The sequence below is a fragment of the Enterococcus olivae genome (genome assembly GCF_053760925.1).
In genome coordinates this window covers 62,904-84,710 of sequence record NZ_JBSMVT010000011.1, presented here as the reverse complement: position 1 = coordinate 84,710, position 21,807 = coordinate 62,904, and the positions used below count along the sequence as shown (strand labels likewise).

General features: G+C 40.9%; 20 protein-coding genes. 13 read left to right on the top strand and 7 right to left on the bottom strand.

The window, feature by feature from the left end; translation table 11 throughout:
• The first annotated feature begins 46 nt into the window (after nucleotides 1–46).
• Together ACWODM_RS08995 and ACWODM_RS08990 are read left to right on the top strand one after the other, a co-directional pair.
• Nucleotides 47–2,674: a cation-translocating P-type ATPase gene (locus tag ACWODM_RS08995; protein WP_455321043.1), complete on the top strand. Its 2,628-nt coding sequence runs from the start codon at nucleotides 47–49 to the stop codon at nucleotides 2,672–2,674.
• A gap of 277 nt (nucleotides 2,675–2,951) precedes the next feature.
• On the top strand, nucleotides 2,952–3,110 hold the full coding sequence (locus ACWODM_RS08990) for an ATP-binding cassette domain-containing protein (RefSeq protein ID WP_455321042.1): 159 nt from the start codon (nucleotides 2,952–2,954) through the stop codon (nucleotides 3,108–3,110).
• A 30-nt stretch (nucleotides 3,111–3,140) separates the two neighbouring features.
• Here the strand turns inward: ACWODM_RS08990 and ACWODM_RS08985 are convergent, their stop codons facing one another.
• The 3 genes from ACWODM_RS08985 to ACWODM_RS08975 form a co-directional block, all read right to left on the bottom strand.
• Nucleotides 3,141–3,350: a hypothetical protein gene (locus ACWODM_RS08985; RefSeq protein WP_455321041.1), complete on the bottom strand. Its 210-nt coding sequence runs from the start codon at nucleotides 3,348–3,350 to the stop codon at nucleotides 3,141–3,143.
• Between the two features lie 12 nt (nucleotides 3,351–3,362).
• Nucleotides 3,363–3,521, bottom strand: coding sequence for a hypothetical protein (locus ACWODM_RS08980; protein ID WP_455321040.1), 159 nt, complete (start codon nucleotides 3,519–3,521; stop codon nucleotides 3,363–3,365).
• An 81-nt stretch (nucleotides 3,522–3,602) separates the two neighbouring features.
• On the bottom strand, nucleotides 3,603–4,304 hold the full coding sequence (locus ACWODM_RS08975) for a DUF975 family protein (protein WP_455321052.1): 702 nt from the start codon (nucleotides 4,302–4,304) through the stop codon (nucleotides 3,603–3,605).
• 151 nt (nucleotides 4,305–4,455) lie between these two features.
• Here ACWODM_RS08975 and tgt point away from each other — a divergent pair, with 151 nt between their 5' ends.
• The 11 genes from tgt (at nucleotide 4,456) to ACWODM_RS08920 (ending at nucleotide 17,480) form a co-directional block, all read left to right on the top strand.
• Nucleotides 4,456–5,601 carry a tRNA guanosine(34) transglycosylase Tgt gene (tgt, locus tag ACWODM_RS08970; RefSeq protein ID WP_455321039.1) on the top strand — a complete coding sequence of 382 codons (1,146 nt, stop codon included), beginning with the start codon at nucleotides 4,456–4,458 and terminating at the stop codon, nucleotides 5,599–5,601.
• Nucleotides 5,602–5,684: 83 nt separating this feature from the next.
• Nucleotides 5,685–5,993, top strand: coding sequence for a preprotein translocase subunit YajC (gene yajC / locus ACWODM_RS08965; protein ID WP_455321038.1), 309 nt, complete (start codon nucleotides 5,685–5,687; stop codon nucleotides 5,991–5,993).
• 508 nt (nucleotides 5,994–6,501) lie between these two features.
• On the top strand, nucleotides 6,502–9,096 hold the full coding sequence (gene adhE / locus ACWODM_RS08960; RefSeq protein WP_455321037.1) for a bifunctional acetaldehyde-CoA/alcohol dehydrogenase: 2,595 nt from the start codon (nucleotides 6,502–6,504) through the stop codon (nucleotides 9,094–9,096).
• Nucleotides 9,097–9,208: 112 nt separating this feature from the next.
• Entirely contained in the window at nucleotides 9,209–9,694 is a 486-nt protein-coding gene (locus ACWODM_RS08955; RefSeq protein ID WP_455321036.1) for a hypothetical protein, read from the top strand.
• Nucleotides 9,695–9,888: 194 nt separating this feature from the next.
• Nucleotides 9,889–11,454, top strand: coding sequence for an ABC transporter substrate-binding protein (locus ACWODM_RS08950; protein ID WP_455321035.1), 1,566 nt, complete (start codon nucleotides 9,889–9,891; stop codon nucleotides 11,452–11,454).
• A 65-nt stretch (nucleotides 11,455–11,519) separates the two neighbouring features.
• Nucleotides 11,520–12,449, top strand: coding sequence for an ABC transporter permease (locus ACWODM_RS08945; protein WP_455321034.1), 930 nt, complete (start codon nucleotides 11,520–11,522; stop codon nucleotides 12,447–12,449).
• Nucleotides 12,450–12,461: 12 nt separating this feature from the next.
• The gene (locus ACWODM_RS08940) at nucleotides 12,462–13,364 is read left to right on the top strand and encodes an ABC transporter permease (RefSeq protein WP_455321033.1); all 903 of its coding nucleotides are present in this window, start codon (nucleotides 12,462–12,464) and stop codon (nucleotides 13,362–13,364) included.
• A 7-nt stretch (nucleotides 13,365–13,371) separates the two neighbouring features.
• On the top strand, nucleotides 13,372–14,862 hold the full coding sequence (locus tag ACWODM_RS08935; RefSeq protein ID WP_455321032.1) for an ATP-binding cassette domain-containing protein: 1,491 nt from the start codon (nucleotides 13,372–13,374) through the stop codon (nucleotides 14,860–14,862).
• Nucleotides 14,843–15,775, top strand: coding sequence for an ABC transporter ATP-binding protein (locus ACWODM_RS08930; protein WP_455321031.1), 933 nt, complete (start codon nucleotides 14,843–14,845; stop codon nucleotides 15,773–15,775). Before ACWODM_RS08935 ends, ACWODM_RS08930 begins: the two co-directional genes overlap by 20 nt.
• A 104-nt stretch (nucleotides 15,776–15,879) precedes the next feature.
• The gene (locus ACWODM_RS08925) at nucleotides 15,880–16,671 is read left to right on the top strand and encodes an ABC transporter permease subunit (RefSeq protein ID WP_455321030.1); all 792 of its coding nucleotides are present in this window, start codon (nucleotides 15,880–15,882) and stop codon (nucleotides 16,669–16,671) included.
• 11 nt (nucleotides 16,672–16,682) lie between these two features.
• Nucleotides 16,683–17,480, top strand: a complete 798-nt coding sequence (locus ACWODM_RS08920) for an ABC transporter permease subunit (protein WP_455321029.1) — start codon at nucleotides 16,683–16,685, stop codon at nucleotides 17,478–17,480.
• 53 nt (nucleotides 17,481–17,533) lie between these two features.
• On the opposite strand, the gene fni is transcribed toward ACWODM_RS08920, so the two are convergent.
• The 4 genes from fni to mvk are packed head-to-tail and all read right to left on the bottom strand — an operon-like array spanning nucleotide 17,534 to nucleotide 21,582.
• Nucleotides 17,534–18,577: a type 2 isopentenyl-diphosphate Delta-isomerase gene (fni, locus tag ACWODM_RS08915; RefSeq protein WP_455321028.1), complete on the bottom strand. Its 1,044-nt coding sequence runs from the start codon at nucleotides 18,575–18,577 to the stop codon at nucleotides 17,534–17,536.
• Entirely contained in the window at nucleotides 18,574–19,665 is a 1,092-nt protein-coding gene (locus tag ACWODM_RS08910; protein WP_455321027.1) for a phosphomevalonate kinase, read from the bottom strand. The genes fni and ACWODM_RS08910 overlap by 4 nt, the downstream gene beginning before the upstream one ends.
• Complete coding sequence (mvaD, locus tag ACWODM_RS08905; RefSeq protein ID WP_455321026.1) at nucleotides 19,662–20,654, bottom strand: diphosphomevalonate decarboxylase; 993 nt, start codon at nucleotides 20,652–20,654, stop codon at nucleotides 19,662–19,664. The genes ACWODM_RS08910 and mvaD overlap by 4 nt, the downstream gene beginning before the upstream one ends.
• Nucleotides 20,647–21,582 (bottom strand): mevalonate kinase, encoded by a 936-nt coding sequence (gene mvk, locus ACWODM_RS08900; protein ID WP_455321025.1) that lies wholly within the window; start codon nucleotides 21,580–21,582, stop codon nucleotides 20,647–20,649. The genes mvaD and mvk overlap by 8 nt, the downstream gene beginning before the upstream one ends.
• Between the last annotated feature and the right edge of the window lie 225 nt (nucleotides 21,583–21,807).

Below are 21,807 nucleotides of genomic sequence, written 5' to 3'. Positions count from 1 at the left end.
AATGAGACGTGTTATAGTTAATACAGACAGAAGAAGGAGGCTTTTTATGGAAGCATACAAAAAATCAAAAACGGAGGTTCTGCAAAAACTGCAAGTTGACTCACAAGGTCTATCCAAAGTGGAAGCGGAAAAAAGGTTAGAAGAAAACGGTCGAAATCGTTTTGAAGAAGCACCAAAAGAATCAGTAATGAAGAAAATCTTACATAGCTTGTCTGACTTTACAACGATCGTGCTATTAGTCGCCGCAGCCATTTCTTTTTATACCGCTATCGCAACGGATCATGGAGATTTATTTGAAGGAATATTGATTATCGCCATCGTTATTATCAATTCTGTTTTAGCTATCGTTCAAGAAGGAAATGCGGAGAAAGCATTAGCCGCTTTGCAGGATATGAATAAGCAAACGGCTGCTGTGCTCCGAGACGATCAATTATTGGAGATAGATGCAGAGGAAGTGGTTGTAGGAGATATTCTTGTGATTGAGAACGGTTCAATGATCGTTGCTGATGCGAGAATCATTCAAGGTTCACAGTTGAGGGTGGAAGAATCTGCACTAACAGGAGAAAGTGAACCTGTTGAAAAAGAGGCAGAATTTGTTGCGACAAGTGACGAGAGTTTGGGTGATCAGGTCAACATGCTGTTCAAAGGATGTACAGTGGTCAATGGTCGTGGACAAGCAGTTGTTGTAGCAACTGGGATGCAGACTGAGATGGGAAAAATTGCTGGTTTGCTGAATCAAAGTCAAGACAGTGAGACACCACTGCAAAATCGTTTGAATCGATTAGGAAAACGAATCAGTTTGATCGCTTTGATTGCAGCAGGAATCGTATTTGCGCTGGGATACATGCAAGGTGAACCGCTGCTGGATATGTTTATGACGGCTGTCTCATTAGCTGTTGCTGCAGTTCCAGAAACATTGATGGTCATCGTTACGTTATCACTGGCTTTTGGTGTTCAGAAAATGGCGAAAAAACATGCGATCATTCGACGTTTGCCAGCAGTTGAAACATTAGGTTCTGCCAGCGTGATCTGTTCTGATAAAACAGGCACACTGACTCAAAACAAAATGACGGTTCGCCGTGTATGGACGCACGGAGATGAAGTCGTTGACACGGAAGATTCAATGAATGAAGAAGCCATGGAAGTTCTTAAAGCCGCCGCGCTATGTTCAGATGTCGTGATCGACAAAGAGAATGACGAAGTTGCTTATATCGGAAATCCAACAGAGGTGGCGATCGTACGAGCTGTACAGGAAAATTATCATTCACAGACAGAGCTAGGGGAAGAATTTCCCCGGATTGCAGAGCTACCTTTTGATTCAACTAGAAAGATGATGACAACTGTCCATAAGCGTGGGAAAAAATATATTTCCGTCACTAAAGGGGCTTTTGATGTTCTCATGCCTCGTTTCCGTTTTGGGGATGTTGAGCAGGCGACCGTTGTCAATGATCGATTTGGTAAAAAGGCACTACGAGTGATTGCTGTGGGTTATCGAATCTACGATGAAAAACCGACCGAGATCACTTCAGAATTTTTAGAGCGAGATCTACGTTTGGTTGGGTTGATTGGCATGATCGATCCGCCACGTCCAGAAAGTAAAGCAGCGATTGCTCGTGCGAAAAATGCAGGAATCAAAACCGTAATGATCACTGGTGACCATGTGGTGACTGCGAGTGCGATCGCTAAGGAACTAGGAATTTTGGAAAAAGGTGACAAAGCTTTGACGGGAGCTCAGTTAAGAGAACTGACCGACACAGAGCTAGACAAAACAGTCAAAGAATATTCTGTCTATGCTCGAGTAACACCTGAAGACAAGATTCGGATCGTCCAATCTTGGCAACGAACCGGTGCGACTGTAGCAATGACCGGTGATGGTGTCAACGATGCACCCGCTTTGAAAGCCAGTGATGTTGGTTGTGCCATGGGAATCACAGGAACAGACGTTGCCAAAGGTGCAGCTGATATCGTTTTGACAGACGATAACTTTGCGACGATCGTTGACGCAGTAGAACAAGGTCGGACGGTTTATCAAAATATTCGTAAAACCGTCAACTTCTTATTGAGCTGTAACATTTCTGAGATTTTCATCGTGTTGCTCGCAATGCTGTTTGGTTGGGGAGCCCCCTTCACAGCAGTTCAGCTTTTGTTTGTCAATGTAGTTGCAGACGGTTTGCCAGGTTTTGCTTTGGGTAGAGAGCCAGCAGAAGCTGGGATCATGGAGGATACTCCGGTACCGTCAGAGGAAAGTATTTTTGCTCGTGGCTTGTGGAAGAAAATCGGAATCAATGCCGCAGTCTTTACGATCGTTACCTTGTTTGGTTACTACTTGGGGACCTTCGTTGATGGTGTAAGTCCTTGGATCAATGCCAGCCAGCCAGTTGGACAAACAGTCGCCTTCTTGATTTTGGCGTACTCTTCGATTTTACATGTCTTCAATGTACGCAGTTCAAAATCAATTTTCCAAGTCAATTTGGCTTCTAACAAGTCATTATTTGAAATGGCGGTCTTAGCTATGGTCATTACGACAGTCATTGCTTTATTGCCATTTACTCAAGGCTTGTTCAATCTGGTATCGATCAGCTTGAATCACTGGATGTTGGCGATCGCCTTGTCGATTGTCCCAGTCTTTGTCAATGAAATGATCAAATTCCATCAGTTGCCAGAAGAAGAATAAAAAATAAGCTGCCGCAAAAGCTAGATCATATCTAGTTCTTGTGACAGCTTTTTTGCTATTAAATAAAGTAGTTAGTGATCCATATATTTAAAATTTGAACGAGTTGTTCTAGTGTTTCTTTTTTACAGAAGTCTTTCATCGTTTCTATACCTTGATCAGTGAGCATTTTTTATCTATCTCGTAGCTTTGTTCTTTCTTGCTAATTTGTGAAAAGCGATTATACTACAAAGAGTATAAGACGATAAACAGTGTGTCTATTAAAAAGGAGAGCGTGAGTATGCAAGAAGTCATAGCCAAGATGTCCGGTGCATCGAAGTCTTTTGATAAGCTGAAAGTATTAGATCAAATAACGATAGAGTTGAAGTCCGGAACGATTTTGGGACTAATTGGACCAAGTGGCGCTGGCAAATCGACAGCCATCAAATGTTTGATATGAGATTCTACGCTTTTATTGCTTGCTATTGACTTATTCTGTCAGTATAGATGAATCAATGACTTTCACTTCTTGGATCACTAGCTGGTGATTGATTAATCCTGGTGTCGTACGAATGACTAGAAGTTCATCATTTTGATTATCAATCACTGTATATTGACTGACTGTAATCTCATCAGACATGAAGAAGGGTTCATGTTCTTGAAACAGGTCTTTTTCGATTTCTGGAGAATCTTCGATCAAATTTTCAAAACTTTAATCAATTAAAACTGTCTCAAAGAGCTCAACGCTCGTTTTTACTTTGTGTTCAATCGTTAGAAAATACCCTGTTACTGCAATTAATGCTAGGATCGAAATGACTAGGCTGACTTGACACTTTCGTAGTAAGATACGTTCATTCGATGAATTTTTCATATAGTGATCCTTTCATATCTGTCGTTCTAAACTTCATTGCTACAGTATGGATGATGGCTGGCTGATAAAGATTGTTACTGATTATTTTGGTAAATGATTATAAAAAGCGGCTTTGGTGGCATAGATGTACGGATTCAACCAAAGATACCCAATACCAAAGGTCAATAGTGCTAAAATATGCCAACCGATAAAACTCAAATCTAAGAGGAAAAGCTGTGATTTATAGCCGTCCATCAACCGACGACTAGCAGTTACCGCATTTAGGTAGCTAGGCTTCTCGCCAGTTTTTTCATAGGTATCATAATAGATGTTATAGGTTTGAGAATAAGAATAAGATTTAACAATACCAGGAATAATAAAGAGTAATGTCCATAAAAAAGTAAAGATGCTAGTCAGTATATAGATGACTAGGATCGCCAAACCATAGGGTGAACGAAAACCGCGAGTAGCATCCTTGAAGGGTTCGATCATCACGGCTTCTCCGCGAAGAATCTCTAAAAAAGTCCAGCCGATCCCTACAGTGAAGAAAGACGTAATCAGTCCGCTGATGGCGTTGTCCGAATAATCACCAATGTTGAAGTTCGTTGTTGTTGTGGTACTGTCAAAAAATGTAGGTGCATAGGCATCCAAGAACAAAATTCCTGGCATAGCCACTAGGAAAAAGAAGAGGATCCCGATTACGATAGCCAGAAGTGTGGGGATCAAGCACATTAGGATACTCTCTTTCCATCTGCCCTGTAGCATTTCTTTTGCTTCCATTTTTAATTCAGCATTTGTTCTCATCAATTGTTTCCCTCCTTAGAGTAGTTTGTCACAAGTGTACCAGAAAGTACATAATAATGGAAAGAAAGAGTCGTTCTAGAGTTGCAAATTCATTCGCTAGGATTTATGATGAAGAGAGGTACAGAATTAACTAAAGAAAGTAGGGAAATGAATGTCGGAACCTGCCATTCGTTATCGTTTAATAAAAAAAGAAAAACATACTGGTGCTCGTCTAGGAGAATTGATCACGCCCCATGGCACTTTTCCAACGCCGATGTTTATGCCGGTGGGGACACTAGCAACGGTCAAAACGATCGCACCGGAAGAATTGAAGGAGATGGGTGCGGGAGTGATCTTGAGTAACACCTATCATCTATGGTTGCGTCCGGGAGAAGACATCGTGGCGGAAGCTGGTGGTCTGCATAAGTTCATGAATTGGGATCAGCCAATCTTGACTGACTCCGGTGGTTTCCAGGTCTTCTCGTTGGCAGATATGCGCAATATCGTTGAAGAAGGGGTGCATTTCAAAAATCATTTGAACGGATCACCTTTGTTCTTGTCGCCAGAAAAAGCCATCGACATCCAAAACAAATTAGGCTCAGATATTATGATGAGCTTTGATGAATGTCCACCATTTGATGAGAGCTATGATTATGTAAAGAGTTCAGTAGAAAGAACCTCTCGTTGGGCGGAACGTGGTCTGAAAGCCCATGCGAATCCTGACCGTCAGGGACTGTTCGGTATTATTCAGGGAGCTGGCTTTGAAGATTTGCGTCGTCAAAGTGCCCATGATCTAGTGGGAATGGATTTCCCTGGCTACTCGATTGGTGGTTTATCGGTAGGAGAGCCAAAATCAGAAATGAATCGTGTGCTTGAGTTTACCACACCGTTGATTCCAGAACATAAACCACGCTATTTAATGGGCGTAGGAACAGCGGATTCATTAATTGATGGGGTGATTCGCGGAATCGACATGTTTGACTGCGTGCTACCAACACGAATTGCTCGTAACGGGACATGTATGACCTCCAAGGGTCGTTTAGTCGTCAAAAATGCTAAGTTTGCCCGTGATTTCCGTCCGATCGATGAAAACTGTGATTGCTACACATGTAAAAACTATAGTCGAGCGTATATTCGTCACTTGATCAAATGCGATGAAACATTTGGTATTCGTCTAACGTCTTACCACAACCTCTATTTCTTATTGAATTTGATGAAACAGGTCCGCCAGGCGATCATGGACGATAATTTACTGGAATTCCGTCAAAGTTTCTTTGAAGAATATGGATTTAATAAAGAGAATGCGAAAAATTTCTAAGATTCTTGAAAAGTACTAGAGTATCAAAGCTAATTCTGATAAAGTAAAAGATGTAGTGATAGAATATAGAGGTGAAAAAACGAATGCAAATGCTTATTATGATTGTTCCGATCGTAGCTATGATCTTTTTCATGCAACGTTCACAAAAGAAACAACAACAGCAAAGACAGAACTTGCTAAATAGTATGACTCAAGGCAGCCGAGTAGTAACGATCGGAGGTCTACATGGTGTGATTTCAGAAATCAACGAGAGCAAGAATACTGTAACGCTTGATTGCGAAGGAATCTATTTGGAATTTGACCGTGTAGCGATCCGTACGGTGACTCCAGGTGCTGTTTCGGAAGAGGAAGTAGAAGTAAACGAAATTTCAGAAACTAGTGAAAACGAATAGTAGAAAACACTGAGACTTTTTGTTTCAGTGTTTTTTTGTTCTTACGTATAAAAGAAGAAAATGTAGGGCAAGAGAGAATGAAAAATCTACATTATTTGTGAAGTAATATTTATTATGAACACAGCTATATAATGGTATGGGGGACACAGATGTATTAAATTTCACTAATTTCTCGATTTATTTATTGTAAACGTTTTCTCTATGTGCGATAATGACAGTGTCATCCAATTGGGTGTTTGAAGGATATCATTCGAACAATCGATAATGCACGTACTATTTTATATGTGTGAAATCACAATTAGAGTTGTGAACGAGTTCTGTATGTTCATTTCATTGAAAGCAATTTGCTTAAATGTGGACAAAGCAGACAGGGATAGACGATATTAAGCTTTTTAAAATAATTGTGAAAAAAATCACTAAAAACTGTTTACAAATATCGAATCATCGTGTATTATTCTATATTTGAAGTAGTTAACAAATAATTTAGATAAATTATAGGAGGATCAACATGGCTAAAACGGTAGAAAAAGAAGTTGGAACGGTTGATGTATCAGTAATGATTGACGATTTGGCAGTCAAAGCCAACGTCGCACTGAAGGAAATGGAGGAATTTGATCAGGAGAAAGTTGACCACATTGTGCATGAAATGGCAATGGCTGCTTTAGATCAACACATGCCTCTAGCAAAAATGGCAGTTGAAGAGACAGGTCGTGGCGTATACGAAGACAAAGCAATCAAGAACATGTATGCATCAGAGTATATCTGGAATAATATCAAGAACAACAAAACAGTCGGTGTCATCAATGAAGACAAGCAAAAAGGTTTGATCGAGATTGCTGAACCTATAGGTGTCGTTTGTGGAGTAACACCAACAACGAATCCAACATCAACAACAATTTTTAAAGCGATCATCGCATTAAAAACCCGTAATCCAATCGTATTCGCTTTCCATCCAAGCGCTCAAAAATGTTCAGCGGAAGCTGCTCGAGTGGTACGTGATGCAGCAATCGCAGCCGGTGCACCAGAAAATTGTGTCCAATGGATCGAGCATCCATCGATTGAAGCAACACAAGGCTTGATGAATCACCCAGGAATCGCGATCGTTCTTGCAACAGGTGGTGCAGGCATGGTGAAATCAGCTTACTCTACCGGTAAACCAGCATTAGGTGTAGGTCCTGGTAACGTTCCAGCTTATATTGAAAAAACAGCAAAAATCAAACGCGCAGTCAATGACTTGTTCGTATCAAAAACCTTTGATAACGGCATGATCTGTGCTTCAGAACAAGCAGTTATCGTGGATCGCGAAGTGTACGCAGCGGTAAAAGCAGAATTCCAAGCACACCAAGCCTACTTCGTGAAACCAAGCGAATTGAAAAAATTAGAAGATGCAGTGATGAATGAAGGCAAATATGCTGTCAATCCAGCAATCGTTGGACATTCTGCAAAAGCAATCGCTGAACTTGCAGGAATCAAAGTACCAGAAGGAACCAAACTTTTGATTGCTGAATTAGAAGGCGTAGGCGAAGATTATCCATTGTCTCGTGAGAAATTGTCTCCGGTATTGGCAATGATCAAAGCAAAAAATACCAAAGATGGCTTAGATCTATGTGAAGGTATGTTGAACTTAGGTGGTTTAGGACATACAGCCGTAATCCATTCAGAAGATGAAGAATTACAAGTGAAATTTGGCTTACGCATGAAAGCTTGCCGTATCTTGATCAATACACCATCAGCTGAGGGTGGTATTGGTGACATCTACAACGAAATGATTCCATCATTGACTCTAGGTTGTGGATCATATGGTAAAAACTCAGTCTCTCGTAACGTATCTGCTGTAAACTTGATCAACGTCAAAACTTTAGCGAAACGGAGAAAAAATATGCAATGGTTCAAATTACCACCAAAAATCTATTTTGAGAAAAACTCTCTATTGTATCTGACACAAATGGAAAACGTCGAACGCGTAATGATCGTTTGTGACCCAGGCATGGTTCAATTCGGTTATGCAGATACAGTTCGTGAAGTACTAGCACGTCGTGAAAATTCAGTTCAAATCGAAATTTTCTCTGATGTAGAACCAAACCCTTCAACAAACACAGTTTACAAGGGAGCAGAAATGATGGTTGATTTCAAACCAGATACAGTGATCGCTCTTGGTGGGGGATCTGCGATGGATGCAGCGAAGGGAATGTGGATGTTCTACGAGCACCCAGATACAAAATTCTTCGGTGCGAAACAAAAATTCTTAGATATCCGCAAACGTACGTATCAAATCGAAAAACCAGAAAAAACTCAGTTTGTATGTATCCCAACAACTTCTGGTACAGGTTCAGAAGTAACACCATTTGCCGTAATCACAGACAGTGAAACACATGTGAAATATCCGTTAGCTGACTACGCATTGACACCAGATGTAGCTATCGTTGATCCTCAATTCGTATTATCTGTACCAGCTTCAGTTACAGCAGATACAGGAATGGACGTCTTGACACATGCGATCGAGTCTTATGTATCAGTAATGGCTTCTGATTATACTCGTGGATTGAGCCTACAAGCAATCAAATTAGTATTTGAAAACTTGGAGCAATCAGTCAAAACACCTGATCTAGATACGCGTGAAAGAATGCATAACGCTTCAACAATGGCTGGTATGGCTTTTGCCAACGCATTCTTGGGAATTTGTCACTCAGTTGCGCATAAAATTGGTGGAGAATATGGGATTCCTCACGGACGTACAAATGCGATCTTGTTACCGCATATCATCCGTTACAATGCGAAGGATCCACAAAAACATGCGATGTTCCCTAAATATGACTACTTCCGTGCCGACACAGACTATGCAGATATTGCGAAATTCTTAGGTCTGAAAGGTGAAACAACAGAGGAATTAGTTGCTGCATTAGCGACTGCGGTTTATGATCTAGGTAAAAAAGTTGGCATCGACATGAGCTTGAAAGCCCAAGGTGTCACTCAAGAAGTTCTAGATTCAACGGTTGATCGTATGGCAGAATTAGCATACGAGGATCAATGTACAACAGCGAATCCAAAAGAACCATTGATCTCTGAATTGAAACAAATCATCCTTGATGCATATAAAGGATAATTGATAGAAACGTAACTGCCTTTGAGGAAACTCGAAGGCAGTTTTTTGGGTTCTTGACGATTGCCAAAGATTGGTTAGACTAAAGGTAACGATAAAACAAGGAGAGTGCCCGATGACAATAGAAGAACAAATTCAAAAATTGGCAACAACGCAGGCAAATTTGGAGATTTTACAACAAAAATTAAGTAAAAACAACAAACTGATGAAAGAGGAAATCGCCCAAACCTTTATCTTTGAATTACGTGATTATATAGATAGTTTGTCGATCGTAACTGATTTTACTGAAAAGAAAGCTGACAGAGAGATGGAAGTTAAAGAAATCGGAGATGTTTTAGGTGAACAAAATCAATTGTTGCAGCTTCTGATCAGTGAACTTCAGAAGCTGATTGAAGAAGAGGGAAGTTTCTTTGACCAGAAAGAAGGAGCTCTCCGCAGAGTCTTTAGCAATTTACAAGGGATTCTAGAAGTAAATGGTTTGATGCTGCAGGACAATCTCTCTTTCCGGCGTATTTTCAAAGAACAGTCAACAGATCTGACTTTGGAAAAAGAAGGGGCATCCGAAAAAAAGAGCTTCTTGGATCGTTTATTCGGTAGATAATAGACACAAAATAATTATCCAGAATATACTGAAAATTTTGTATTATTAGAATATCATGTGAAAAATCCGTTTGAATACCGCATGAATGTAAGGAAATATGACATACAAGGCAGTTTTTTTCATTTAAGTCTCATTTACTCGTTGAATTTCTCCAAGCCCTCTGATAAAATATTATATTATTGAGGAGGGATGTTATGAAAAAAATTAAGAAGAAATTTGGTTTGTTGTTATTAGCTGCAGCGTTTGTTTTGGGGGCTTGCTCTAATTCTGGAGACAGTAACGGAGAAGGCGGCGGTGAATCAGCTGGTAAGGCAGACCCGACGGTGTTAGTAGTTGCAAATGGCGCAGATCCAGTAACATTGGATATCCAGGGGACAAATGACCAAGCAACAACACGTGTGGCTCGACAAATTTATGATACATTGATCACACAGACCAATGATTTAGAACTAGTACCAGGTTTAGCTACTGAATGGGAAGAAGTAGAAGAAAATCTTTTCGAATTCAAATTGAGAGAAGATGTTGTTTTCCATAATGGCGAACCATTTACCGCAAGTGATGTTGCCTATACATTACATCGTGCTGTAGAATCACCAACTATCGGGCATATCGTTGGTTCGATTGACCCAGATACGATTGAAGTAGTGGATGACCATACGATTCGTGTGGGAACAAGCGGCACATTTGGACCATTCTTGACACACTTAGCTCACCCTGCTGTAGGGATCTTAAATGAAAAATCAGTAGAAGAAGCTGGTGAAGATTATGGAATCACTGAAGTTGTCGGTACAGGTCCATTCCAATTTGTTGAATGGGTAGCAGATACACATGTTATTGCAGAACGTTTCGATGATTACTGGGGTGAACCAGCAGGAGTGGAACGTGTAGAATTTAGAACGATCAATGACCCAAGTGTTCGTTTGATCGAATTGGAAAGCGGAACAGTCGATATCGCTTATGATATTGCACCATCTGATATTCCAGCAGTAGAAGAAAATGCTGATTTGACATTGCTAAATACACCTAACTTAGGTTCGGAATATTTAGGATTGAATGTTAAAAACGATACGCCGCTTCAAGATGTAAAAGTTCGTCAAGCGATTTCTCATGCAATTGACGTAGAAGCGATCATCAATACGGTTTATATGAATGTGGGTGACCACATGGCAGGACCGATCAATGAATTGGTTTTTGGTTACAACGAAGATTTGACACCAACAGAATATGATGTAGAAGCAGCAAAAGAATTATTGGCAGAAGCTGGCTATGAAGATGGCTTCACTCTTTCTCTGTATGTAGGGGATAACAACCAAGAACGTATCCGCGTTTCCCAAGTTGTTTCTGAAGCATTGTCTGAGATTGGGATCACTGTTGAAGTTAGCCAAATGGAATGGGGCGCATTCCTTGATGCAGCAGCATTAGGTGAGCCAGATATGTTCTTGCTAGGCTGGACAACAATCACAACAGATGCCGATTACGGTCTGTATCCATTGTTCCACACAGAAAGCTTCGGTGAAGCAGGGAACAGAACATTCTACTCAAACGAGCGTGTGGATGAATTGTTAGACCTAGGTCGCTATACTTCTGATCAAGATGAACGTCTTGGCTACTATCAAGAAGCTCAAGAAATCATCGTTGAAGAAGCACCATGGGTATTCTTGCAAACTCGTGAAAACGTAACAGGTATCAGAAACTGGGTAGAAGGCTTTGAGCACCATCCAACAGGAAGCTACTTCCTAGATACGGTGACTCTTGATTAAGTGTAATTAGAATGTCTCTAGAGGGCCGCTTAAAAACGGCCCTTTATTTTTTAGGAGGTGGTATCGTGTTTCAGTACATTCTGAAAAGAATACTATGGCTCATTCCAATCTTATTGGGTGTTTCATTTATAGTATTTACAATTATGTATCTTTCTCCAGGAGATCCTGTAACGATGATTCTGGGAGAAGGAGCAACTGAAGAAGCGTATGAGGCGCTTCGTGTTCAAATGGGATTGGATAAAAGTTTCATTGAGCAGTTCTTTGATTATATTCGTAAAGTAGTGTTTGAATTTGATTTGGGAAGATCTTACGTTTCGCGACGTGTAGTTATGGACGAGATTTTGGTAAGATTGCCAAATACACTTAAACTAGCCAGCTGGAGCATCTTTTTTGCCTCTTTGATCGGAATACCGATGGGCGTTATCTCAGCGACTAGACCTTATTCAAAAACAGACAATGCCGTGATGTTCGTTTCATTGATCGGTGTTTCAATGCCGACATTCTGGCAGGCGTTGCTGTTGATTATTTTGTTTACATCTACTTTAGGCTGGTTGCCAGCAACTGGCTTTACGACTTGGCAGCAAATGATTATGCCGGTCTTTGCATTGGCGACTTCTTCTATGGGAACGATCGCCAGGATCACGCGTTCAAGTATGATGGATGTTCTCGATCAGGATTACATTCGAACGGCTAATGCCAAAGGGGTTTCTGGAGGAAAAGTAATTTTCCATCACGCATTGAGAAATGCCTTGATTCCCGTTGTCACAGTGATTGGTTTGCAGTTTGGAGCACTCTTAGGTGGTGCTGTACTGACAGAAACGATCTTCAGTATTAATGGTCTAGGAACAATGATGGTAAATGCGATCCGAACAAGAGATTCGATGGTTGTACAAGGCGGCGTTCTCTTTATTGCCTTTGTCTTTACTTTAGTGAATCTATGTGTCGACATTCTTTATGCATACATTGATCCGCGAATTAGATCTCAATACGATTAGAGGAGAGATACTATGTTATTTTTCAGTAAAAAGAAACTAAATAAAGCAACACAAGAAATGCTAGAAATCCCTCAAGGGTCATGGTCAGAGATCTGGTACGCATTGAAACGCAATCGACGAGCAATGTTTGGTCTGTTCTTTATCGTTTTATTGGTCTTAGTAGCGATCTTTGCTGATTTTATCGCACCTTATGGTATGCGGGAACAAAATCTGTCTAACGCGCTGCAATCGCCGAATGGCACCCACTGGTTGGGAACCGACGACCTCGGACGTGACGTTTTGAGTCGATTGATTTACGGAACACGCGTTTCATTGACCGTCGGAGTTAGTGCCGTGATTGTTGCTTTGGTCGTTGGAGGGATTTTAGGTATTCTTTCAGGTTATTATAAAGGTTGGATAGATACGTTGATCATGCGTTTTTGTGACATTCTATTGTCGATTCCATCGATTTTACTGGCGATCGCTATCGTTGCTTCGTTAGGAGCAAGTTTGCAAAATATGATTGTAGCTATCGGTTTAGCCAATATTCCGATTTTTGCACGGATCGTCCGAGCAGGGGTTATCTCAGTCAAAGAAAAGCAATTTATTGAAGCTGGAGACGCACTGGGAGCGAATGATGCGCGCATTATTTTCAAGCATATCATTCCTAATATCATGTCACCCGTAATCGTTCAATCCTCTATGGGGATCGCAACAGCGATTTTATCAGCTGTAGGTTTGGGTTTCATCGGCTTAGGCTTGGAAGCATCTGTAGCTGAATGGGGAACGATGCTCAACTTTGGACGTGGTTACATCCGTACCCACCCATATCTGACGTTATACCCTGGATTGGTTATTATGTTCACGATTTTGTCTTTCAACTTACTGGGAGATGGACTTCGAGACGCAATTGATCCTAAGATGAGAGAAAGGTAGGCCGATTATGAATACATTGATGAGTATTAAAAATCTTCAAAAATACTTTCCTGTAAAAAAGAAAAACTTTTTTCAAGTCGGCAAAGATTATGTAAAAGCGAATAAAGATATCACGATCGATATTTTTGAAGGTGAAACATTAGGGATCGTAGGAGAAAGTGGTTGCGGTAAGTCGACTTTTGGTCGTACGATCATCCAGTTACAGCGTCAAACAGGTGGTTCGACCTTGTATTATGGAGATACGATCGAAAACTTTATGCCTTCTTATGTTCAAAAGGTCTATCGTGACCTGCCAAAAACATCAAGTGACTACGATCAGGATCTTAATGACATTGAAGAAATGGAAAGTCGATTAAGTCAATTGAGTGGTAAAGAAAAGGATGCGCTTTTCGAAAAACTACGATTGAAGAAAATCGATTTTGATAATAGTTATGGAAATACCTTCCGTTTAGTAGGTGGACTGATCACTCACAGTGATTTAAAAACAGTCAGCAGCACCTTACTTTCTCGCTATGATGCCGCATCAAAAGTAGCAAAGCGTAAACGTGAATTGGAATTTGAACAACAAAAACAAGAAATGAATGCCGATGTGGATGAAGCTGAGATCAAACGTATTACTCAGGAACTTGAAAAAGAACAACTACATTTAGAGCAAGTAACAGCTGATCTGGAGAAGTTAAAAGATCCGATCAGAGGCACCGGGAAATTTGAACGTTATGAAAAATATTTAGATAATGGAATCGATCTAGCAGCTTTGACTAAACGAGAATCACGTATCCTAAGAAAAGATTTACAGATTATTTTTCAGGATCCTTATTCATCGCTTGATCCACGTTTGACTGTTGGAGATATCATTGGTGAAGGACTGTTGATCCACAAGTTTTTCAAGAGTAAAAAAGATCCGGGCTATGAAGAGTATATCTTGGATATTATGGAAAAATGCGGCTTGAATGCTGAGTTTCTTCATCGTTATCCACACCAATTTTCAGGCGGTCAGAGACAAAGAATCGGGATTGCCAGAGCATTAGCCTTGAAACCGAAATTTATCGTTTGTGATGAAGCGGTATCTGCACTGGACGTGTCGATCCAATCTCAGATCATCAATTTGTTGCAGGATCTGCGTAAAAAGCATAACCTGACTTATTTGTTCATCACCCATGATTTAGGTGTGGTCAAATATATTTCGGATCGAATCGGTGTAATGTATTTTGGTCATTTAGTTGAGCTGGCTTCAGCTCAAGATATTTTCACTAATCCAAAACATCCATATACGAAACAATTATTAAATGCGATTCCATCGATGGATGAGGACGATGAGTCCTTTTGGAACGCGGATGAAGTGTTTGAGGAGTTTGAATTCAACTATTCAAAAGACGGTGAGCGCGACCCAGATTGGATTGAAGTTGAGCCGAACCACTTTGTCGCATGTACACTTAAAGATCGTGATGCTTACTATGAATCCAGAGAGGAGCGATTGAATGAGTTTATTACAAGTTGATAATCTGCATACTTATTTTGATACCCGTCAAGGAACTGTAAAAGCAGTCAACGGTGTGAGCTTTTCTTTGGAAGAAGGTAAGACACTAGGTATTGTTGGTGAAAGTGGTAGTGGAAAGAGTCAGACAGCGATGTCGATCTTGAAGCTATTTCAAAAAAATCAGTATATCGCTGAAGGTAGTATTACTTTCGATGGAAAAGATATGCTGTCATTTTCTAAAAAGGATTTGCTAAAGATTCGAGGAAATGAGATCTCCATGATTTTCCAGGAACCAATGACTAGTTTGAATCCTGTGTTTACAGTGAAGGCGCAGATCATGGAAGCTCTGCAGCTTCACCAAAATATGGATAAGAAACAAGCCTTGGCTCGAACGATCGAACTGCTTGAAGCGGTGAAGATCCCTAATCCAGAGCGTGTGTTGAAACAATTTCCGCATCAACTATCTGGAGGAATGAGTCAACGGGTGATGATTGCCATGGCGTTAGCTTGTAATCCTAAATTATTGATTGCTGACGAACCGACAACGGCCTTAGATGTGATCATTCAGGCAGAGATCCTTAAACTGATGAATGAGTTGAAGGACAAGTTCAATACAAGTATTCTTTTCATTACGCACGATCTAGGTGTTATCAGTAAAATGGCGGATGATGTGATTGTCATGTATGGTGGAAAAGTTGTAGAGAGTGCATCGATCAAGGACATTTTCAAGAATGCCCAGCATCCTTACACCAAACGTTTGATGGCAGCCTTTTTGAGAACGGACATCAAACAACGCCAAACAGATGAGTCCTTGGATTTTTATAGTGGTGAGAATGAACTGTTTGATTTCTCTAACTTTAGAGAAAAAGGAGTTGCCGATCCAGATTGGATTCAAGTCAGCGAAGGACATTTCGTTGCGGCGACATTGAAATAAAAAATGAGCACGAGTTGAAACTATCGATCGATAGTTTCTGCTCGTGTTTTTGTTTAGAAAAATTCAATAATAATTAGTCAGAAGAAAAAAGAGGAGGGAAATATATGAGCGTTTTTCAATTTGAAATGAAGCAATACCGGGGATCGATATTGATTTGGTCCATCGGCTTGTCGTTAGCGATCATGCTGTTATTGCCAATGTTTGTCTCTTTTACAGACGATCCGTCCACAGTATCATCTTTAGGAGACAACGCGTTGCTAGACGCGATGGGGATCAGTGAAGATGTATTTATTACTATGACAGGAATCTTCTCCTATCTGAACAACATTATTCTAGTGGCAGCTGCTATTCATGCCTGTAACCTAGGTTTATCGATCATTACGAAGGAACATATGCAAAATACGGCAGATTTTCTTATCACTAAACCGTATGCTAGAGCCACGATCTTTTTCGCAAAGATATTTGCTGGTCTTTGCGCAATCGCAGTGGTCGGGGGATCTTACTTTCTTGCCTCATGGGGAACGATCAATACACTATCCGATGGCATCTTTTCGTTTGATCAATTTTTCAAGATTTATATGATTTTTCCACTGACACAATTGTTTTTCCTGTTGTTGGGAATGGTGATCAGTGTGATCGTCTCTAGAATTAGCGCGACTTTACCTTTAGCAATGGGCATCTCATTCGGTTTTTATGTGATTGGTTTATTTTCAAGTGTGATTCAAAGTACTATTGCCAGATTGTTTTCTCCCTTTAGATACTTTGACATCAATCGCATTCTAGAAGCTCAAAATTATGAAACAGGCTATTTGCTGCTATTTTTCACTTTGATACTCCTGTTTTTTATTGTAAGCTATCGCGTTTATCTTAAAAAAGATATGAAAATGGTCTTATAGGAGGGAAAAGTATGCAAGTAATGGTAAAAAAAGAGTTAAAGGATACTAGAAAAAGCCTTTTGATTTGGGTCGGAGCCATGTTGGGAATGATCATCATCGGTGCAGCAGAATATTCTGTGGTTATGGAAGCTGGCGAGGAGATAGTAGAATTGTTTGAAACACTACCACGTGTTTTGGCGATTGTTTTTGGCGCAGAGACGGTTCCTGTTCATACAGCGATTGGGTATTATGTAATGATGTACTTGTGGTATTGTATTATTGCTTTTACGCATGCCGCAGTACTAGGGGCAACGATCATCAGCAAAGAAGAGCGCAATAGAACTGCTGAGTTTACCTTCACCAAGCCCTTTCCGCGACAAACGATTGTTACAAGTAAGATGATCGCGGCAGTGATCAATGTCTTCGTTGTTACGCTGATCACCTTTCTTGGGAACTTACTCCTGCTGGTTCCACAAATGCAGGGAGAAAATATTCTGAGTGAAATCATCACTACTACCTTGTCAATGTTTGTCATTCAAATTTTGTTTCTGTTTACCGGTCTGTTATTTTCGGCAATTTTTCCAAATTATCGAAAGGCTCTCTCTATTTCAGCATTATTCGTGGGGAGCTCCTACCTTTTACGTGTGATCATTGAAGTAGTCGGAACGATCGATTATTTAAATGTCTTGACGCCATTCATGTATTTTAATGGACCAGTTCTTGTTGAACAGGGATTCAGTTTCTTCTATCTCTTCTTGACGGTAATTCTAGTGTTACTTTCAGCTGGTATGACTTACGCTAAGTTCAAACGTCGTGACCTGCATAGTTAGAAATAAAATAAAGAAACTTGCCACAAGACGTTTTCGCTTTGTGGCAAGTTTCTTTATACTCGCATACTATATTTTTTGATATCGATATTTCGCGCCTCGCACCAATCTTTGGGATGTCCACTTAGAAAGAGAGGAACTTTTTTCAAATGAGCGGTTTTGGTAGCTCCGGTCATTGCATACAAGGTTTTTAATTCTGTCTGCCATTGCTGCACAAGAGTGATCGTTGGCTCTAAACCGTTTGTCAGCAGCTGATTCAGGATCGTTCCAGCGATGCCAACGGTTTGAGCACCAAAGCATAAGGCTTTGAAAATATCAAAGGCATTCCGTACTCCACCAGAGGCGATCAGTTCAAAGGGAACAGGAACTTCTTTTGCTTCTAGAAGGGAAGCGACATTGGACAATCCAAAGTCATCTAAATAAGTGAATTCTCGTTTTTTGCGGCGGGCATTCTCGATTTGAGTAAAACTCGTTCCACCGCTGCCAGCGACATCAATGATCGTCACGCCAACAGACAACAGATGCTGAATCGTTTCCCGAGTCATCCCAAAACCGACTTCTTTGACGATAACAGGTACGTCTAAGTGCGTTGTGATTTCTTCCAGAGTAGATAGCCATTGCGTGAAATCACGGTCTCCTTCAGGCATGACCAATTCCTGAGGAGCATTCAAGTGAATCTGTAAGGCATTGGCTTCGAAGAGATCAACTGCTCGTTTAGCATCCTCTAACGTCGTCCCTGCACCGACATTCGCTAACAAAGTGCCATTAGGGTATTCTTGGCGAACAACGGTGTAGGAATCTGAGATCTCTGGATTTCTCAAAGCAGCAGAAACGGAGCCAGTAGCCATCATGAGGTCAGTTTCTCGTGCTAGGATCGCTAGCTGTCGATTGTATTCTTTGGTTTTTTCACTGCCACCAGTCATAGCATTGATAAAAAAGGGACTAGTCAGTGACTGATCGAATAATTCAGTCTCGATCGAAACATCCGAGACACGGCAAGCTGGAAAAGAATGATGAATAAGCGTCACATCGTCAAAGTCATTGTGACGTGGCTTGTGAAAAGCCTTGGCTAATGAGACATGTTCATCTTTACGATTCATTTTACTCCTCCTCGATAATGGTAGACATGTAACGGTAAGGGTGTGATATCCGCTTGTTCCCACTTGCTCATCAAAGGCAGGATTCCTGTTTTTTGATCGGCGATTACAATACCGCAATCTCCGCCACCGGCGCCAGAGGATTTAGCTGCTCCGCCACAGGCTTCTGCTAAATCACAAAGCTGTTTGAGGGCAGAAGTTTCGATTCGGACACCTGTGATCTTGGAGAGCTCGGCTAGTAGCTGACGATTTTTACTGATCATTTGTTTGATTTTAAAGACATCGTGGCTATGGAAGCCATCAATTAATGCTTCTACACAGTTCTTACTGTCCGCTAAAAATTGTTCATAGGCTTTCTTCTTCTCAGCTTGCTTCTGAGTTGAATGATTGACTTGGTCTACTAAGTCAGAAGTAGAAGCCGGACTGCCAGTCCAACCAATCAATAGTCGTAGATTTTTGGGTGTTTCCAAAGGTTGGATCGACAAGCCAGGCCAGTCACTTTCCAACAAATGGGCTAAAGACCAGATCTCTTGTTTTTCTTTGACCCAGTCGTGATCAAAGGTCGAAAAGGCTAGCCAACCACCATAGCAGCTAGCGGCAATATCACCGCAAGAGCCATTTCCTTGTACCGCTAAATGGGCTAAAGCTGCGATCTTGAATTGAGTGAGCTTGTCCATTTTTAAATCATAAAATAGATTCAACGCTTTGACAGTTGCGACCGTCACGGCACCGCTAGATCCTAGACCGTATTTCCGACCGCAAGAATTATCCAGCTCACTGGTTACCTTCAAATCATAAAAAGCTAACAGTGTCCCTTGTTCTAGTGCGTAGCGTTCAGTTAGACGAATAGCTGCTAAGATATAGTGGAAAGGGTTGTCTCGATGATCTAGGACCAATTCACCGTTGCGACGCGTCCAGCGAATAGGAAGATCACTATACTGTTGTGACTGAATACTACCATTACGGACAGCACTTTCGATAGTGACCGTAATAAACTGATCCACCGCAACGATCAGTGCAGGATGTCCGGGCTCAACGACAGCATATTCTCCAGCGATATACAATTTTCCTGGTGTAGATACCTCAATCATTTCGACACTTCCATTTCTAAAGATTTAAGACCTTTGCCGGCATAAGCGCAAGTGAGTTGTTCTTCTTCAAATTCTTTTTGTAACTCTGTCAAGATTGCAGAAACATCTTTTTTCTGACACAATACTTTGACGTTTGGACCTGCATCCATTGTGAAGTAACAAGAAAGTCCATTTTTTCGGATCCTTCGTACAGTATTCATTGCTCTCAAGCTGTCTGGTGACCAGTAAGTAAATGGAGGAACAGCAGCTAAAGTGGTTGCATGCATTTTTAGTCCATTGGATTCAGTGACTTCGCCCAATGCTTGAAAATCTTGTTGGAGGATCGCTTCTTTGGCTGTCTGAATATCTTTGGCTGTTGTTTCTAACCAAGAATCATAATAAGCGGAAGTTTCCACTGTCAGTTGCATACCGTCACGACTGGAAACCTCTTTTTTCTGATCGTTGATCAAAATAAAGATCATAGCCAGGTCCTCTTCCCAATTATTTGAAGGGATTTTTTGTGCAAAGGAAGTTTCGTCAGAGTCACCTTTCTCCCATTCCACAAAACCGCCGAAAATACTGCGACAGGCTGAACCTGACCCCCGACGTGCTAACTGAGACAACTCTTTGTCTGATAGACCAAGCTGTAGAGCATCATTGCAAGCACCAGTTAAAGCAGCCAGACCACTAGCAGAAGAAGCCAAGCCTGCAGCTGTTGGGACGAAATTCTGACTTTTAACACAGGCACAATAGGAAATACCTGCTTTTTTACGAGCAAGATCTAAAAAACGACTAACTTTTGTAGTAGCTTTGGCATCCTGTTCTAAATCATCTAGATAAAAGCTGTCTTTCGTGTAGTCTGGTGAAAAATGAACGCTTGTTTCTGTGTGAAAAGCATCCAGAGTCAGGGACAGACTGTTGTTCATGGGTAAAATCAATTCTTGATCCTTTTTCCCCCAATATTTGATCAGTGCGATATTTGTGTAGGCACGTGCCTTTCCATTATACATGTTGGTAAACTCCTAATCCTTGTAGCCAAGTGTCTTTGACTCCATGTGCTTTTAGTTTTGTAGCGATTTGTTCTGCTTGTTCTTTGGTCTCGATCAATGCCAGCAAGCAACCGCCGCGTCCGCCACCAGTCAGCTTTGCTCCGAGAGCACCGTTTTCCAATGCCAAGTGGATCAAAGTGTCCAGCGTGTTGTTGCTAACAGTCAAATCTTTCAAATAGCTCTGTGCTTGCGTCATCAAGCTCCCGAGTTCTTTTGTTCGATTGTGGATGATTGCCTCTTTGGCTTGTCTGGTCAATTGTCCAAGGTGATAGATCGTCAGACTGGTTTCGTCAGGAGCTATTTCGAACAGCTCTGCAACAGAACGCACAGCTGAACGGGTTTGTCCTTTGATACCAGTATCAGCTACAAGCAAATAGGCATCAATATTCAATGGAAAAGAATGAAAAGGCTGGTCACGTTTGAAATAGATCGGCTGATTGCCACTTGTAGCAGCAGCATCGATACCGCTGGGATTGCCGTGTGCGATTGCTTCGGCAAAGTCGACATATTTTAACAGAGTTGATTGAGTCAATTCTGTTTTTTGCCAATCGAAGAAAGCGCGTGTGATGGCCACTGCTACAGCAGCACTAGAACCCATTCCTCGCTCAGAGGGGATCGAGCTTTCGATCGATAAATGAAAATTTGGTGTATGTAAATGTTTTTGTAAGCAATCAGACAATTGCTGAATATTATTTAAACTTTGTGGTGCAGTGATCAATGCACCCTGATGGTAAATGGAAGATAGTGAGTTTTCTTCTGCAGGTTGTAGGGTCGCTGTGACTTGTGTTCCACCAAAGGGAAAAGCGATTGCTGGTTCGCCATATACGACGGCATGCTCTCCCATCAAGATAATCTTTCCTGTAGACTTTCCGATTCCCTGATCTAACATGGTTAGCCTCTTTCTTTCTTAAAATATAGAATCCTCTAGCTATTTTACTAGATTAATGCCTTTCCGTTAAGTCTTCAAAGTAGATTCTAATAAAAAATCTGAAATCTTAAGAGATTTTTTTATATTTTAATGAGGAAATTATTCGTAAAATTTATTTGACATTACTAGATATAGTAGGTTAAAGTGGTTAAGTTGAATAAATGATACAATATTTAGTGATAAGTG

Bases quoted from the DNA above. Each gene is read 5' to 3' on its own strand.
- ACWODM_RS08995 (WP_455321043.1), top strand. From the start codon at position 47: ATGGAAGCATACAAAAAATCAAAAACGGAGGTTCTGCAAAAACTGCAA.
- ACWODM_RS08990 (WP_455321042.1), top strand. From the start codon at position 2,952: ATGCAAGAAGTCATAGCCAAGATGTCCGGTGCATCGAAGTCTTTTGAT.
- ACWODM_RS08980 (WP_455321040.1), bottom strand. From the start codon at position 3,521: ATGAAAAATTCATCGAATGAACGTATCTTACTACGAAAGTGTCAAGTC.
- ACWODM_RS08975 (WP_455321052.1), bottom strand. From the start codon at position 4,304: ATGAGAACAAATGCTGAATTAAAAATGGAAGCAAAAGAAATGCTACAG.
- tgt (WP_455321039.1), top strand. From the start codon at position 4,456: ATGTCGGAACCTGCCATTCGTTATCGTTTAATAAAAAAAGAAAAACAT.
- yajC (WP_455321038.1), top strand. From the start codon at position 5,685: ATGCAAATGCTTATTATGATTGTTCCGATCGTAGCTATGATCTTTTTC.
- adhE (WP_455321037.1), top strand. From the start codon at position 6,502: ATGGCTAAAACGGTAGAAAAAGAAGTTGGAACGGTTGATGTATCAGTA.
- ACWODM_RS08955 (WP_455321036.1), top strand. From the start codon at position 9,209: ATGACAATAGAAGAACAAATTCAAAAATTGGCAACAACGCAGGCAAAT.
- ACWODM_RS08950 (WP_455321035.1), top strand. From the start codon at position 9,889: ATGAAAAAAATTAAGAAGAAATTTGGTTTGTTGTTATTAGCTGCAGCG.
- ACWODM_RS08940 (WP_455321033.1), top strand. From the start codon at position 12,462: ATGTTATTTTTCAGTAAAAAGAAACTAAATAAAGCAACACAAGAAATG.
- ACWODM_RS08935 (WP_455321032.1), top strand. From the start codon at position 13,372: ATGAATACATTGATGAGTATTAAAAATCTTCAAAAATACTTTCCTGTA.
- ACWODM_RS08930 (WP_455321031.1), top strand. From the start codon at position 14,843: ATGAGTTTATTACAAGTTGATAATCTGCATACTTATTTTGATACCCGT.
- ACWODM_RS08925 (WP_455321030.1), top strand. From the start codon at position 15,880: ATGAGCGTTTTTCAATTTGAAATGAAGCAATACCGGGGATCGATATTG.
- ACWODM_RS08920 (WP_455321029.1), top strand. From the start codon at position 16,683: ATGCAAGTAATGGTAAAAAAAGAGTTAAAGGATACTAGAAAAAGCCTT.
- fni (WP_455321028.1), bottom strand. From the start codon at position 18,577: ATGAATCGTAAAGATGAACATGTCTCATTAGCCAAGGCTTTTCACAAG.
- ACWODM_RS08910 (WP_455321027.1), bottom strand. From the start codon at position 19,665: ATGATTGAGGTATCTACACCAGGAAAATTGTATATCGCTGGAGAATAT.
- mvaD (WP_455321026.1), bottom strand. From the start codon at position 20,654: ATGTATAATGGAAAGGCACGTGCCTACACAAATATCGCACTGATCAAA.
- mvk (WP_455321025.1), bottom strand. From the start codon at position 21,582: ATGTTAGATCAGGGAATCGGAAAGTCTACAGGAAAGATTATCTTGATG.